We start from the raw sequence: 15018 nt of genomic DNA on the forward strand, positions 1-15018 counted from the left end.
CAGTAATTCGCAGTTATTTATAGATAGGTAGCGGTCATGCAAAACAAGGACGCACAGGTAACGCAAAAGGAGATCACTTTCCCGTCCAGCACGGTGTTGATCACTAAAACGGACACCCGCGGCATCATTACTTATACAAATGATGCATTCGTTGAGGTGTCAGGTTTTACGCGAGCCGAGTTGCTTGGCAAGAGCCACAATGTTGTGCGACACCCCGATATGCCGCCTCAGACATTTAAATGGCTTTGGGATACACTCAAAGCTGAGCGCCCTTGGCGCGGTATGGTCAAAAACCGTTGCAAAAATGGCGATCATTACTGGGTGAGGGCAACCATAGCGCCTGTCATTGAGGGCGACAAAATTATCGGTTATGTCTCGGTGCGTAAAGCACCCACACGGGCACAGATCGCTGAAGCAGAGGCGATGTACGGGAAGTTGAAGCAGACGGGCGCGCAGGTCGTCTCCAAGTATGAGCGACTTAAAGTTAAAAACTGGTCGATGAAGGGCAAGCTGCAAACGGCGATTCAAATCCCGCTCCTGGTGATATTGACCTTTGCGCAGTTGTACGTCACAGGCTCATTAAAAGAAGATGCTTTGGCGGGTGCAACAGAAAAGGGCGAGCTGATCGCGAATCAGATCATCGACAGTTCCAACATGCTGATGGTGACTGGACAGATAGGCGATGTGGCTAACCGCAATCTGCTGATCAAAAAGGTGACCTCATCTGGAAATGTTAAATCAGCGCAAGTGTTACGCACGCAGCAGGTCTCGGAGCAGTTCGGTGCCGGTTTGCCGGGAGAGCAAGCCAAAGACGATCTGCCGCGGCAAGTGATGGAGAGCAAAAAACAGCAGGTGTTAATTTCAGATGATGCCGCAGGTAATCCGGTTTTGCGAGTGGTGACGCCTTATCTGGCCAGTCGTGATTTTCATGGCACTGATTGTACCTCCTGCCACAGCGTGCCGGAAAATGCGGTTGTGGGTGCCTCAGATCTTGTCATTGATCTCACGCCGGATTTTGCGCGCATCGAGAAGATGGAGCTGCATATGGTGATCGGGCAGTTGCTGTTGCAGCTGTTCTTGTATTTTTTCATCGGTTTTTGCGTCGATAAATTCATACGCAGACCGCTGTCTGATGTCGACCGAGAATTTCGCAACATCATGGAGGGTAACCTCGATACTGAACTCGATGTGACTACTCAAGATGAAATGGGCAGGTTGCTGTGCGAAATTCAGTCGATGCAGTGTTATTTGCGCACCATGGTGGACGAAATTGTCACGCCGGTTGCCTATATTCAGGGGTGTATTAAGGATCTCGACGGACGCGTTGCCGGTGTTGCGCAAAATGCGCTGGCCGAGCAGGAGCATCTGCAGGCTATTTCGGTGACCATGGCGGAATTTAGCCGCTCCGTTGCAGATGTTGCGCGGATGGCAGCCGATTCACTCAAGGATGCACGCGATATGCAAAGCATCGTTGAGGAAAATAACTGTAATATGGAGCTGAGTATTTCAGCGACGGGTAAAGTCGCCAGTACAGTAGAAATGTCGAGTCAGACGATCGCTGATCTTGGCGCTTCAATTCAAAAGATTGGCAGCATTACCAATGTGATCAAGGAGATTGCCGAGCAGACGAATTTGCTGGCTTTGAATGCGGCAATCGAGGCGGCACGCGCGGGAGAACAGGGGCGTGGGTTTGCTGTTGTCGCGGATGAAGTGCGCAAGCTGGCTGAGCGCACGGCGACCAGTACGCGTGATATCTCCACCACAATCAATGAAATTACAGAAATTTCCAATGCGGCGATCCATTCGATGCAAAGTGCGGTCGGCGAAGTCGAGACAGGTATTTCTCTGATTCGTAAAAACGGGGATGGCTTAAAGGAGATTATGGTGGCGGCAGTCAACGTAGCTCAATGTGTTGAACATATCGCCACCGCATCGGAAGAACAATCTACTGCGGGAGAAGGTGCTGCGCAAAGTCTCGAGCAGATTGCCAGCCTGGTTAACAGTAATGTGCAGTCGGTGGAGGATGCCGGCATCGCGTCGCGAGAATTGTCAAAGTCGGCTGGTGAATTGAGCCGGGCGGGTTATCCGTTGACAAAGTGTGCACTTAAATTATGACTCGCCAGAGGATATTATGTTGAATGATATAAAAATTAGCAGCCGCTTGGTTTTTTTGTTGGCCTGTTTGTTGATGTTGTCAGTAGTTATTGGCGGCGTCGGTTTGTATGCTTCTTCACATGCGAATAACGCACTGAAGTCGGTGTATGACGACCGATTGCTGCCGATCGCGCAGATCAACGATATCGCGCGCAAAAATCTCAGAAATCGTATTGCGGTTGCTAATGGCGTTATTCAGCCGGAACATATGGCCGAATACATCAAGGAAATTGAAGAGAATCGTATTGCCATTGCGAAGCAGTGGAGTGCCTATAGCGCAACTTCAATGACGGATGAGGAAAAATTGCTGGCAAGCAAATTTAACGAAGCCCGTGAGGCCTTTGTAAATGAAGGCTTGAAGCCTGCTGTTGCCGCAATGCAAGCCAATAATGTCGAACTGATTAAGCAAATTCAGGTACAACATATTCGTACTTTGTATGTGCCGATGAAGGATGCGCTGGATGCGCTGATTTTATTGCAGGAGCATGAAGCTGAAAAATTGTATAAGGAAACCGACAGCACCTATAAAACAGTGCGCATGCTGTCAATTTTTCTGATTGTGTTAGGCGCGTTGTCAGGCGGGATTTTGGGCAGTTCGATCATACGCGGCGTTAATCGCTCAGTAGGCGAATTGCAAGGGGTTATGGTGAAAATGTCGCAAAATGGCGATCTGACTACGCGTGCTCGCGTATATGGTCGGGATGAGGTGGGGGTGGCTGCAGTTGCATTTAATACGTTGATTGATGGCTTTGCATCGATCATCAGTCAGGTGAATGCGAGCGCCAGAACCGTATCCGGCTCAGTAGAAAATTTGTCCGCCTCCTCAGTGCGAATTTCACAGAGTTCACGGAGTCAGACAGAGTCTGCAACGACGACAGCCGCTGCCGTTGAAGAAATTACGGCGAGCATCAGTTCTGTCGCGGCTAACACCGACGACGTGCGGCGTCTGGCTGAAATTAGCTTAACCCAGACGCGACAAGGTAATCAAAGCGTAACCGAATTGATCGGAGAAATTGAACGCATACAGGATGCCGTAAAACTGATTGCGGATTCAGTTAAGGAGTTTGTCGAGAGTACCCGTTCAATTGCCGGAATGACCCAGCAGGTTAAAGATATTGCGGATCAGACCAATTTACTTGCACTGAATGCGGCGATTGAAGCTGCACGCGCGGGTGAACAGGGCAGGGGGTTTGCTGTTGTCGCAGACGAGGTTAGAAAATTGGCGGAAAAATCGGCACAGTCGGCTAATGAAATCGACCGTGTAACGAATTCATTGAATCAAAAGTCGTGTGATGTTGAGTCAACTGTGCAGACCGGTTTACGGTCATTGCAGGTGACGCAGGAGCATGTGGAGCATGTCTCTGTCGTGTTAACTGAAGCGCGTGAATCGGTTGAGCAGTCCAGTCAGGGTGTGAGCGATATTGCTTCATCGGTCAATGAACAAAGTCAGGCCAGCAGTGAAATTGCGCGAAATGTCGAGAAGATTGCCCAAATGTCAGAAGAAAATCACACCGCTGTTGAGCTCAATACGCAGGAGATATTGCGCTTGGCGCAGTTGGCTAAAACGTTGCAGGAAGCAGTAAGCAGATTCCGGGTTTAATAACGGCGAATCGGGAGTCGCAAGTTGTGATGTTTTCAACTGGTTGCTGTCAATTTCTCACATACTATAGTTAGGATATTCAATGTTGAACAATATGACGATCAAAGCACGGTTAACGATGCTGGTCAGTGTAATTATGGTGATCTCGGTGGTCGTCGCTGCGTTTGCCTATATTGGCATGTCTAATTTGCAAACTGCGACGGAAGACATCGCAGTTAGACGCATCCACTTGATTCGTTCAGTGAATAAACTGATGTATGCAATGGCGGATAACCGGGCTCACTTGATGCGGGCGATGCAGCACGACCCGGCTAATCCGGCCTCCAAATTGCATGATCATCCCGTGAGTCGCCATCTCGATGCGATTACTGAAAATAATACTAAAATCGAAGAGTATTTCTCCGATATGGAACGGAATACCCATAGCGAAGAAGGCAAACGAGCTCTGGAAGAATTGAAAGCGGCGCGTGCCGGTGTTGCTAATGAGGGTTTGCAACCCGGGGTGCAGGCTGTCAAGGACGGCCAGTACAATGAGGCAGGGGTAATTCTGTCGAAAAAGGTTCATCCGCTGCTGGACGCAGCGCTGGTTAAGGGGCATGCCATTGCCGACCGTGAGAATCATGCTGCCAATGCCGACTTTCAAGCGGCAATGTCTGCTGCACACACTTATGAAATGCTGTTGATAGGCGGTGTGCTTTTTATGCTGCTGACGGCGGGCGGTCTGGGATATTCGATTATTTCCGGGGTGTCGCGCTCTACCGGCAATATGCGCGATCAAATGAGTCGCACCGCGTCAGATGGCGATTTGTCGCGTCGTGTCACCGTTTACGGCACGGACGAGGTTGCGCAGGCGGCACTGGCTTATAACGGCTTGATCGACGGGTTTTCTATGATTATTCGTCAGGTAGGCAGCAGTGCAGGAACAGTATCCAGCACAGCAGCCAATTTGTCTGCGGCTTCGCTGCAAATATCCCAGGGCTCGCAGGCGCAAACTGAGGCTGCCGCATCAACGGCGGCAGCAGTGGAGCAAATTACCGTGAGTATCAGTTCGGTCGCTAGCAATACAGATGATGTCCGCAAGCTTTCTGAAAAAAGTTTGCAGCAAACCCAACTGGGCAACCAGAATATCACTGGGATGATCAGTGAGATCGAGCGTGTTCAGAATGCGGTTAAACTGATTGCAGGTTCAGTATCCGAGTTTGTCGATAGCACGCGTGCGATTGCCGGCATGACGCAGCAAGTTAAGGATATCGCCGATCAGACTAATTTGCTGGCGTTAAATGCGGCGATCGAAGCCGCGCGAGCAGGTGAGCAGGGGCGTGGATTTGCTGTCGTTGCGGATGAGGTGCGTAAATTGGCTGAAAAATCGGCGCAATCGGCTAACGAAATTGATCGTGTGACGAACTCATTGAATCAAAAATCAACGCAAGTTGAAGCAACGGTACAAAGCGGATTGCGCTCGTTACTGGCAACGCAGGAGCAGGTCGAACGGGTTTCCTCGGTGCTGACAGAAGCCGGTGTACTGGTGGAGCAATCCAGTCACGGGGTGAGTGATATTGCCGCTTCGGTCAATGAGCAAAGTATCGCCAGTTCAGAGATCGCCCGGAACGTGGAAAGGATTGCGCAGATGTCAGAAGAAAACTATGCGGCGGTGGAATCGAATACGCATGAAATTGTACGACTGGAACAATTGGCCAGAGAATTACAAAGTGCGGTGAACAGGTTCAAAGTTTAACAAGGAATAAGGAGGCAGTGTTGAGGAAACCGCTGGGCTGTTGTTAGCTTATCCTGAATCTTCAATCCTCTGTCCCAATAGGAGAATTAAATGTCTGAGTTGCTCAAAAACATTGATGCCAGAACTAAGCTGGCGGGAACCAATAAACTCGAGATTCTGATGTTTTCGCTGGGCCGTGATTTACGCACTGACCGGGAAGAAACATTTGGTATCAACGTCTTCAAGGTGCGCGAAGTGATGCGGATTCCTCCTATCACCCGCGCGCCTGAAATGCCTCCCTCGGTTGAGGGGATGGTGAGTTTGCGCGGCGCACTGGTGCCGGTGATCGATTTGGCTAAGTATATTGGTCTTGTGACTGAAACCAAACCTGAAATCATGATCGTGACCGAATACAATGGCCATACGCAAGGCTTTCTGGTTAAGGGCGTTGACAATATTTTGCGTCTGGACTGGTCGGCCATGCGTGTGCCACCAGCGATGCTGGTCGCGGAGCTCGGCGGACTTGTCACGGCTATTACTGAACTCAAGGATAAGCGTTTGGTGATGATGATAGACGTTGAGAAAGTACTGGCGGAAACGGGACATTTCGGGACTGATGAGATGATTTTCAATGCCGTCAAACCTTTGGGGCGTGAAAATCGCACCGTGTTTTTTGCGGATGATTCGTCTGTTGCGCGCAATCAAATCGCACGTACGCTCGACGCGATGGGGGTTAAGTACATATCATCCATCAACGGTCGTCAGGCTTGGATGGAACTGTCTAAAATGGCAACCTATGCCGAAAGCAACAATACACCGTTGAAAGACTTCATTCAGGTGATTCTGACCGATGTTGAAATGCCTGAAATGGACGGCTATATGCTGACGCGAAAAATCAAGGAAGATAAGCGCTTTATCGGTATTCCGGTATTGATGCATTCCTCGTTGTCCAGTTCGTCTAACCAGCAGTTGGGAAAGACCGTTGGGGTAGACGAATATATTCCGAAGTTTGAACCGCAAAAACTGGCACAAGCGCTGGCGAGATTGCTGGCCTAGGAGAGACATATGTCATATTCAGATGAAATGATGAGCAGCGAAGATGGTTTGCTCGATAGTGTCGATGCCAGAACTAATTTGGCCGGGACCAACAAGATGGAAATCCTGTTGTTTAGTCTCGGCAGCGATGAGAAATTTGGCATCAATGTATTTAAGGTAAAGGAAGTTAGTCAGGCGGGAAAAATTACCCGTACACCTAATATGCCGCGCGGAGTCGATGGCATTGTATCCTTGCGCGGGCATGTGATGCCGGTGCTGAACTTGGCTGAATTTATGGGGATGTCACCGGCAACTAAGCATCAGACGATGATGGTGGCTGAGTACAATACGCATATCTTGGGGTTTCTGGTCGAAGGCGTAGACCGGATTATTCGGGTTGACTGGGACAAGGTGCGTGCAGCCGAGGGCATGCTGTCTGATAAAGGTGCCTTGATCACCGCAATCACAGAGTTGCCTGACGGTTCGCTGGTGTCCTTGCTTGATGTCGAACAGATTCTGGCTAATGCCTTTGGTGAGGCGATTGTGGGCAATGTTGAGCCTATCGATTCGGGGCATGATTTGTGCGTTTTCTTCGCTGACGATTCGATGGTCGCACGCCGCAAGATCGCCGAAGTGCTCGATAAGATGGGGGTCAAGCATATTCAGGCTAATAGCGGTCGTGAAGCGTGGGAAAGGCTTAAAACCATGGCTGATGCGGCTTACAGTTCGGGGACTCCGCTGCGCGATCAGATGCAGGTGATCCTCACTGATGCGGAAATGCCTGAAATGGATGGCTATGTCTTAACCCAGAATATTAAATCTGATCACCGATTCGACGGCATCCCGGTCGTGATGCACTCATCCTTGTCATCGGATGCCAATCGCGCAATGGGAAAACGGGTGGGGGTTGATTATTATGTGTCTAAATTTGATTCAATGGTTTTGTCTTCAACGCTCAGACCGTTGTTGACTTAGGTCGAGGATCGAGGATCGTAGATTGAGCTAAAAGCAGGTCAGAGATTTTTCTCGATTATTGCACCTCAATCTTGAGTCCTTAATCCTGTATTTAGGAGGTTTTCATGGGAATTGAAAGTACGCGGTTTTTGGTGGTAGACGATTTTTCTACGATGCGCCGCATCGTCAGAAATTTGCTCAAAGAGTTGGGCTTCGTCAATGTTCAGGAGGCTGAAGACGGTGTTGAGGCATTAAAGAAATTACGCGCTGAGACCTACGATTTTGTGGTGTCTGACTGGAATATGCCCAATATGACGGGGATTGAGTTGTTGCGTGAGATTCGTGCGGATGCCAAACTCAAACATTTGCCGGTCTTGATGGTTACGGCGGAAGCCAAGCGCGAAAATATTATCGAAGCGGCTCAGGCGGGGGCGTCCGGTTATGTAGTTAAGCCGTTTACGGCTGCCACGCTGGATGAAAAGTTGAAAAAAATATTTCAAAATATGAATAAGTGAGAGCTGATATGGCCACCCAAAATGCAGTCGATGAATGTGACGATTTAGAATCGCTGTTTGACAGCATCGTTGCAGCAAATGCGCTTGAAGAGCCGTTCGTTCCAGTTACTTCTGAAAAGGGAGTGGTCGCTTCGGGTAATGTGCTCAATCAGTTAGGGCAGATGACGCGGACATTGCACGATACCCTGCGCGAGCTAGGGTTAAACAAGGAAATTGAAAAAGCGACTTCTTCAATTCCTGATGCGCGAGATCGCTTAAATTATGTTGCTACGTTGACGCAGCAGGCTGCCGAGCGCGTATTGAACGCAACGGAAGCTGCGCAACCACTGGTGCAGAATATGGAGCTGGAGGCGCATCGGTTAGGCGGGCAGTGGCAGATGTTGTTTAATAAGCAATTGAATGTTGATCAATTCAAAGCCCTGGTAATGGAAACTCAGGCATTTTTAGAAAACGTGCCTAAGCAGACTAAGTTAACTAACGCCTATCTGATGGAAATCATGATGGCGCAGGACTTTCAAGATTTGACCGGTCAGGTGATCAAAAAAATTATTGAGCTCACGCAGAGTATGGAGCAGCAACTGCTGGCGTTGCTGCTGGAGAATGCACCGGCAGCGGTTAAGGCCGAATATGATGCAGGCTTATTGAATGGTCCGGTCATCAATCCGCATTTGCGTACTAACGTTGTTACCAGTCAAGATCAAGTGGATGATTTATTAGAGAGTTTGGGCTTTTAATTAATTCTGGTAAGTAGAACGGCACGTCGTGCCTCAGTAGTCAGTGGCGCATCGATGCCGCACCGGAAAGTAGCTAACTATTTTCCTGCTCACCACTCACCACTCCCCATAGGAGAAGTAACATGAACGATTTTGCAGGCATGGAAGAACTGTTGAGCGATTTTTTGCTTGAAGCGGGCGAAATGCTCTCCGATGTAGATAGCAAACTGATGGAGCTGGAAAAGCGACCTAACGACAGCAATCTGCTCAACGAGGTTTTTAGGGGATTTCACACCATTAAGGGCGGGGCGGGTTTTCTTAACGCCACCGAACTTGTGACGTTGTGTCACCTGACCGAAAATTTGTTCGACAAGCTGCGAAATCGCGAATTGACCCTGAGCGCAGAACTGATGGATGTTATTTTCGCTGCGACCGCGGAAGTCAAAAAAATGTTCGGTGCCCTACAACAGAGTCAGCAGCCGCAGGGAGCGCCCGGGCATATTCTTGAAAATCTCAAGGCTGCACTTGAAGGACGCTCTGTCATGGCCGAAGTCAATGCACCGCCGGTTGCAACGGCACCTTCATCGGATATGTTTGCACCGGCTCAGCCTGCGTCCAATGTAGACTGGAACGCGCTCTACACGGCCTTGACGGGAACTGATATTGTTGCGACGGTGGGTGTGACGCGCGATGAGGTAAAAATTGCTGAGGCGATTTCGGAAGAGGAATCGACCCGCAAGGCGTTTGGCCGTCGTACCAATGATGTGCCGGGTGCAACGGTGGGCCGCCGCGATGGTGATGTGATGGTAAAGGAGGCGAAGGAAACCACCATACGCGTTGATACTGAGCGTCTCGATCAGGTGTTGAATTTGTCAGGTGAAATCGGCCTGACTAAGAACCGTTTGAATCACCTGCGATCGGATATTTTGCAGGGACGCCATGATGTCGATACGCTGCGTGAATTGGATCAGTCGGTTACGCAACTGGATATGCTGGTGGTCAATTTGCAAAACGCAGTAATGAAAACGCGTATGCAGCCTATCGGGCGTTTATTCAAAAAATATCCGCGTCTGGCGCGTGATTTGGCTCGTTCGCTGGGCAAGGATGTCGAACTGGTACTGACCGGTGAGGACACCGAAATGGACAAGACGATGATCGAAGATTTGAACGATCCGCTGGTCCATCTGGTGCGCAATGCGGTAGATCACGGGGTGGAAACCATCGAAGGCCGTATTGCCGCCGGCAAGCCGGAATTAAGTCAGGTCGAACTGAGTGCGCGTCATGAGGGCGATCATATTTTGATCACGATTGCGGATGATGGTCGTGGTATGCGTCCAGAAGTCATCCGCAACAAGGCGATCGAAAAGGGACTGCTGACCAACGAGGTGGCCAATACGCTAGATGAAAATCAATGTCTGGAACTGATCTTCCTGCCAGGATTTTCGACCAAGGATGAGATTTCCAGCGTATCCGGGCGCGGTGTCGGTATGGATGTGGTGAAAACTAACATTCAGAAGCTTAACGGTTCGATCAATATCGATTCGATACCCGGCAAGGGGAGCGTATTCACCATTTCATTACCGTTGACACTGGCTATCCTGCCGGTGTTGATACTGCGTCTGGGTGATCAGTCATTTGCTGTGCCGTTGTCTATGGTGCGCGAGATTTTGTCGGTGACACCGGGTCAATTGCAAAAAATTTCAGGACGCGCCACCATGGTCGTGCGTGGCGAAGTGTTGCCGGTGTTGCCGCTGGCGCAGTTGATTGGCTGGGATGCGTCGGACCGCGAACCGGAAGTCGGTGTGTTGATGCAGTTTGGCAGTAGCAGCTTCATTTTATCTGCTGACGGGTTCGCGGGTCACGATGATGTGGTGATCAAGTCGCTTGATACCTTCCGTCCCAAAGGGGTCGCCGGTGTGACGATGTCCAGCGAAGGTGATATCGTGCTGATTTTAGATATCAAAGAGTTGCTCAGTGATGTGCGCGGAAATTAAATGTAGTAAATAGTAAGTCTTCAGTGGTGAGCCTGTTGTAAGTGCTCACCCGCTATTTGACTTTCACTGGGGGTTTGTGAGATGCCGGTTGTTATTGTCATTGTCGTTATTGCTGCGCTATTACATTCAGCGACAGTTTTTTTTATGTCAGGGAATTGGACATTGCTGCTGCACGGTGTGATTACGCTGGCGGCGCTAGTATCGCTGTTTATTTTTCAGCGTCGCGACAGCGTTCAGCAAGTTGTCTGCACCGAATCAGTCTCGATTGGCAATATGGCTGTCGATGGACTGCTGTTAAATACCCACGCACAGTTCTCAGCACAATTTAACGGCGCGAATCAAGATCTGTATCAGGTGCAAAATTTGATCGGAGATGCGATCGAAAAGTTGATGTCGAGCTTTTCGGGTATGCATCAATTGATCGAGGAACAGCGGGAAATTGGCCGTGCGGTGACGGCAGGAACTGATAGTAGTCGGGATTCGGCGATGGCTGATCAGTTGAATGAGACGGCGGAAACATTGAAAATGCTGGTGGGCAGTATCATCAGCAACAGCAAGGCCGGTGTAGAGCTGATTGAAAAAATGGAGGCTGTGGGCGAGCAGATCAAGGGGATACTCGACGTGCTGGGTGAAATCGATGCGATTTCAAAGCAGACGAACTTGTTATCTTTGAATGCGGCGATTGAGGCGGCCCGTGCGGGTGAATCCGGACGCGGTTTTGCGGTGGTGGCGGATGAAGTGCGCAAGTTGTCGGATCGTGCGGCACATTTTAGCAATCAGATCCGCGGCAATATTAAAAATGTACATCAAGCAGTTGAAGAAACTGAAGTGTATATCAGCCGTATGGCTTCTCTCGATATGGGTTTTGCGCTTGAATCGAAAAATAAACTGGATAACAGTCTCACGTATGTGCAGCAGTTGAACCATAAAATGTCCGAGGTGATTATCAAGCAGAACGAAATTTCCGGTCGGGTTGATACCGTGGTAGGTTCAGCGGTAACCTCGCTTCAGTTTCAGGATATTGCCGGTCAGCTGCTGGGCCATTCTCGACTTCGGCTGGATACGATGCAGGAAGTCTGGCAGCAGATAGAAGAAATGGCCAAACGTGAGCAGTCCGGTGTGCGGGTGACCCCAGACGAGCTTGAACAGGCCACTCAAAGAATTTCAGAATTGTTTGCTAAGGCGGGGCAAGTAAGCTCACGCAATCCGGTACGTCAGGATAAAATGGTAAGCGATGAAATTGAATTATTTTAATTCGCTGTCCGTTGTATAGCGCCCCCTCGTAATAACCGCATCAGAAGTTGTTTGCGCAGTAAATTTAATTTTTTGGAGAGGTAACATGGCAAAAACGGTTCTTAGTGTCGACGATTCTGGCTCCATTCGTCAGATGGTTTCATTTACCTTGAAAAGTGCCGGGTATACCGTCATCGAAGCGGTCGACGGTCAGGATGGCTTGGATAAGGCAAAACAGAAAACGGTAGATTTAGTATTGACCGATCAGAATATGCCGCGCATGGATGGATTGACTTTGATCAAATCGTTGCGCGCCATGCCGAGTTATCGCAGTGTGCCCATTTTGATGCTAACCACTGAATCGGGCGATGCAATGAAGGCGCAGGGTAAAGCGGCGGGCGCGACGGGCTGGATCGTCAAACCATTTGATCCGCAGAAGTTGCTGGAAGTGGTCAAAAAAGTTATCGGCTAATTTCTGAAAGCACTCCGTGAGCATTGATATTACTCAGTTTTATCAGGTATTTTTCGAGGAAGCCGCAGAACATCTGGCTACCATGGAGTCGTTGCTGCTAGGTCTGGACGTATCGGATCCGAGTCTGGATGAGTTGAATGCCATTTTTCGTTCCGCACATTCGATTAAGGGGGGTAGCGGAACCTTTGGCTTCGATGACATGACGCAGGTCACCCACATTCTGGAAAATTTGCTTGATCGCCTGCGCAAACAGGAAATGAAGCTGACTGACGAAATGGTCAATGTATTTCTAGATGCGGGTGATGTCATACATATGCAGCTGGATGCCCATCGCGGGGACGGCGTTGTCGATCAAAGCCGTGTCACCGCGGTTTGCGAAAAGCTGGCAAACCTGACAGCGGATATGCCGCATGCCGCACAAACGGTGAGTCCGGTTGAAGACAGTTCCGATTCAGGATTTTTCGATGACGTCCCGCCGCCCACCCCGTTAGCAAGCCAAGACGACTCCTATGGTTTCTTTACCGATGAGCCAGTGGCGGAAGCGGGCTATGGCTTTTTTGATGAAGAGCCGGTGAACCCCGCAGTGGATGCCGGGTACGGTTTTTTTGATGAAGAGGCCGTACTGTCGGGTGCTGCTGAATTAGCCATGGCAGATGTCGCTGTCGCACAGGAGGCTGCGCAGGGTTACGGTATGTTTGTGGACGAGCCAACGCAGTTCCCGTCTACGCCTCAACAGTCCCAGCAGGAAGCGCAGCAGGGCTATGGCTTCTTCAAGAAAATTCTGCCGGTTGTTGACTCTAAACCGGCGGTACCCGCTGAATCCGTTGTTGTCCGCAAAGCCAGTGATAAGGCCGCTGCCAGCGCGTCTGGTGATACCTCCATTCGCGTCAATGTCGAGAAGGTGGATCAGCTGATTAACTTAGTGGGCGAATTGGTGATTACTCAGGCCATGCTGGCTGAATCTGCCGCTGGTATTGATGGTGCGCTATCTGAAAAACTGCAAGCCGGTTTGCACCAGTTGGAGCGCAATACTCGTGATTTACAGGAAGTGATCATGTCGGTGCGCATGCTGCCGATTTCTTTTGTGTTCAGTCGTTTTCCTCGCGTGGTACGCGATCTGGCCGCAAAATTGGGCAAGCAGGTTGAGTTGAAGACGCTGGGTGAAGGAACTGAGCTTGATAAAGGACTGATCGAAAAAATTGCCGATCCGCTCACGCATCTGGTGCGTAACAGTCTGGATCACGGTATCGAGTCGCCTGACGTTCGTACCAGTAAGGGCAAGCCTGCTAAAGGCACCATCACGCTAAAAGCGTCGCATCAGGGCGGCAATATTGTGATCGATGTCTCAGATGATGGTGGGGGGTTAAACCGCAGCAAGATACTTTCCAAGGCGCGCGAACGCGGCATGGCGCTGCGTGATGACATGACGGACTCGGAAGTGTGGATGTTGATTTTCGAAGCGGGATTTTCGACCGCAGATGTAGTGAGCGATGTATCGGGCCGCGGTGTTGGCATGGATGTAGTCAAGCGCAATATTGCCGCAATGGGCGGTCGGGTCGATATCGATTCGGTCGAGGGTATGGGTTCGCGTATCTCGATACGCCTGCCATTGACGCTGGCGATACTCGACGGCTTGTCAGTGGCTGTGGGAGAGCAGACTTATATTATTCCTCTAGCCTATATTATCGAGTCGCTACAAATGGCGGATAGCGATTTACGGACGGTCAGTGGCGGTGGACATCTGGTTCACGTGCGCGGCGAATACTTGCCGGTCGTAGCGTTACACGAGCTGTTTAAATTGCCGCGCAATGACACCATTGATTCGCGCATTGTTGTCATCGTCGAATCGGACGGTAAAAAGGTCGCGTTACTGGTGGATGAATTGATCGGTCAGCATCAGGTGGTGATCAAGAGTCTGGAGTCTAATTTCCGTAAATTGCCCGGCATTTCCGGTGCGACGATTATGGGCGACGGTAAAGTTGCCTTGATTCTCGATGTGTCGGTGATCTGCCTTGCGCCGTCCAGGCAAAATAAGCTAGAGGGCTAAGGTCTGTATTACATTACCAAGTCAGGCTGTCATCTGGCTTGAAATCAGTAAAGGGTGAGGTGAGTATGGCAAATGATAATGTAGCATCCGGTATGTCCAATAATGAATTCCTGACTTTTATTCTGGGTCAGGAGGAATACGGTATCGATATACTCAAGGTGCAGGAGATACGCGGTTACGATGCGGTGACCGGCATCGCCAATATGCCTGAATTTATCAAGGGGGTGATCAACTTGCGCGGCATTATTGTGCCGATTGTTGATTTGCGTATCAAATTCGGCTTGCCGGATGTGACTTATGATGCTTTTACCGTGGTCATCATTCTGAATCTTGGCACGCGTGTGGTAGGGATTGTCGTTGATAGCGTCTCTGATGTACTGACGCTCAAAGCCGATCAAATCCGGGCTGTGCCTGAACTGTCAGCCAAGCTCGATACCCGTTATATCTTGGGATTGGGTACGGTTGATGAGCGTATGCTGATTCTGGTTGATATCGAGCAGTTGATGTTGGGTCAGGAAATGGCGCTGGTTGATGAAGTGCTGGCATAAGTTGATTTTTTATAAATATAAAAACTAAAAATAGCGCAA

Annotated in this window: 12 protein-coding genes; all 12 read left to right on the forward strand. The window is 49.9% G+C overall.

Features of this window, described 5'->3' with window-relative positions; all coding sequences use genetic code 11:
• Positions 1-36 precede the first annotated feature (36 nt).
• Positions 37-2115 (forward strand): methyl-accepting chemotaxis protein, encoded by a 2079-nt coding sequence (locus tag GALF_RS05035; RefSeq protein WP_013292981.1) that lies wholly within the window; start codon positions 37-39, stop codon positions 2113-2115.
• Positions 2116-2131: 16 nt separating this feature from the next.
• Positions 2132-3754, forward strand: a complete 1623-nt coding sequence (locus GALF_RS05040) for a methyl-accepting chemotaxis protein (RefSeq protein WP_013292982.1) — start codon at positions 2132-2134, stop codon at positions 3752-3754.
• Positions 3755-3836: 82 nt separating this feature from the next.
• Positions 3837-5489 carry a methyl-accepting chemotaxis protein gene (locus tag GALF_RS05045; protein WP_013292983.1) on the forward strand — a complete coding sequence of 551 codons (1653 nt, stop codon included), beginning with the start codon at positions 3837-3839 and terminating at the stop codon, positions 5487-5489.
• 90 nt (positions 5490-5579) lie between these two features.
• Positions 5580-6524, forward strand: a complete 945-nt coding sequence (locus GALF_RS05050) for a chemotaxis protein (protein WP_013292984.1) — start codon at positions 5580-5582, stop codon at positions 6522-6524.
• 9 nt (positions 6525-6533) lie between these two features.
• Positions 6534-7478, forward strand: coding sequence for a chemotaxis protein (locus GALF_RS05055; protein ID WP_013292985.1), 945 nt, complete (start codon positions 6534-6536; stop codon positions 7476-7478).
• Positions 7479-7582: 104 nt separating this feature from the next.
• Positions 7583-7972, forward strand: a complete 390-nt coding sequence (cheY, locus tag GALF_RS05060; protein ID WP_013292986.1) for a chemotaxis response regulator CheY — start codon at positions 7583-7585, stop codon at positions 7970-7972.
• Between the two features lie 8 nt (positions 7973-7980).
• Complete coding sequence (gene cheZ / locus GALF_RS05065; protein WP_013292987.1) at positions 7981-8706, forward strand: protein phosphatase CheZ; 726 nt, start codon at positions 7981-7983, stop codon at positions 8704-8706.
• Positions 8707-8828: 122 nt separating this feature from the next.
• Entirely contained in the window at positions 8829-10679 is a 1851-nt protein-coding gene (locus GALF_RS05070; RefSeq protein ID WP_013292988.1) for a chemotaxis protein CheA, read from the forward strand.
• 144 nt (positions 10680-10823) lie between these two features.
• Positions 10824-11933 (forward strand): methyl-accepting chemotaxis protein, encoded by a 1110-nt coding sequence (locus tag GALF_RS05075; RefSeq protein ID WP_190274099.1) that lies wholly within the window; start codon positions 10824-10826, stop codon positions 11931-11933.
• An 85-nt stretch (positions 11934-12018) separates the two neighbouring features.
• On the forward strand, positions 12019-12384 hold the full coding sequence (locus GALF_RS05080; RefSeq protein ID WP_013292990.1) for a response regulator: 366 nt from the start codon (positions 12019-12021) through the stop codon (positions 12382-12384).
• Positions 12385-12400: 16 nt separating this feature from the next.
• Positions 12401-14431 (forward strand): chemotaxis protein CheW, encoded by a 2031-nt coding sequence (locus GALF_RS05085; protein ID WP_013292991.1) that lies wholly within the window; start codon positions 12401-12403, stop codon positions 14429-14431.
• A gap of 65 nt (positions 14432-14496) precedes the next feature.
• A complete protein-coding gene (locus GALF_RS05090) occupies positions 14497-14979 on the forward strand; it encodes a chemotaxis protein CheW (RefSeq protein WP_013292992.1) in 483 nt (160 codons plus the stop codon).
• The last annotated feature ends 39 nt before the right edge of the window (positions 14980-15018 follow it).

The sequence above is a fragment of the Gallionella capsiferriformans ES-2 genome (assembly GCF_000145255.1).
Classification (GTDB): domain Bacteria; phylum Pseudomonadota; class Gammaproteobacteria; order Burkholderiales; family Gallionellaceae; genus Gallionella; species Gallionella capsiferriformans.

Bases quoted from the DNA above. Each gene is read 5' to 3' on its own strand.
- GALF_RS05035 (WP_013292981.1), top strand. From the start codon at position 37: ATGCAAAACAAGGACGCACAGGTAACGCAAAAGGAGATCACTTTCCCG.
- GALF_RS05040 (WP_013292982.1), top strand. From the start codon at position 2,132: ATGTTGAATGATATAAAAATTAGCAGCCGCTTGGTTTTTTTGTTGGCC.
- GALF_RS05045 (WP_013292983.1), top strand. From the start codon at position 3,837: ATGTTGAACAATATGACGATCAAAGCACGGTTAACGATGCTGGTCAGT.
- GALF_RS05050 (WP_013292984.1), top strand. From the start codon at position 5,580: ATGTCTGAGTTGCTCAAAAACATTGATGCCAGAACTAAGCTGGCGGGA.
- GALF_RS05055 (WP_013292985.1), top strand. From the start codon at position 6,534: ATGTCATATTCAGATGAAATGATGAGCAGCGAAGATGGTTTGCTCGAT.
- cheY (WP_013292986.1), top strand. From the start codon at position 7,583: ATGGGAATTGAAAGTACGCGGTTTTTGGTGGTAGACGATTTTTCTACG.
- cheZ (WP_013292987.1), top strand. From the start codon at position 7,981: ATGGCCACCCAAAATGCAGTCGATGAATGTGACGATTTAGAATCGCTG.
- GALF_RS05070 (WP_013292988.1), top strand. From the start codon at position 8,829: ATGAACGATTTTGCAGGCATGGAAGAACTGTTGAGCGATTTTTTGCTT.
- GALF_RS05075 (WP_190274099.1), top strand. From the start codon at position 10,824: ATGTCAGGGAATTGGACATTGCTGCTGCACGGTGTGATTACGCTGGCG.
- GALF_RS05080 (WP_013292990.1), top strand. From the start codon at position 12,019: ATGGCAAAAACGGTTCTTAGTGTCGACGATTCTGGCTCCATTCGTCAG.
- GALF_RS05090 (WP_013292992.1), top strand. From the start codon at position 14,497: ATGGCAAATGATAATGTAGCATCCGGTATGTCCAATAATGAATTCCTG.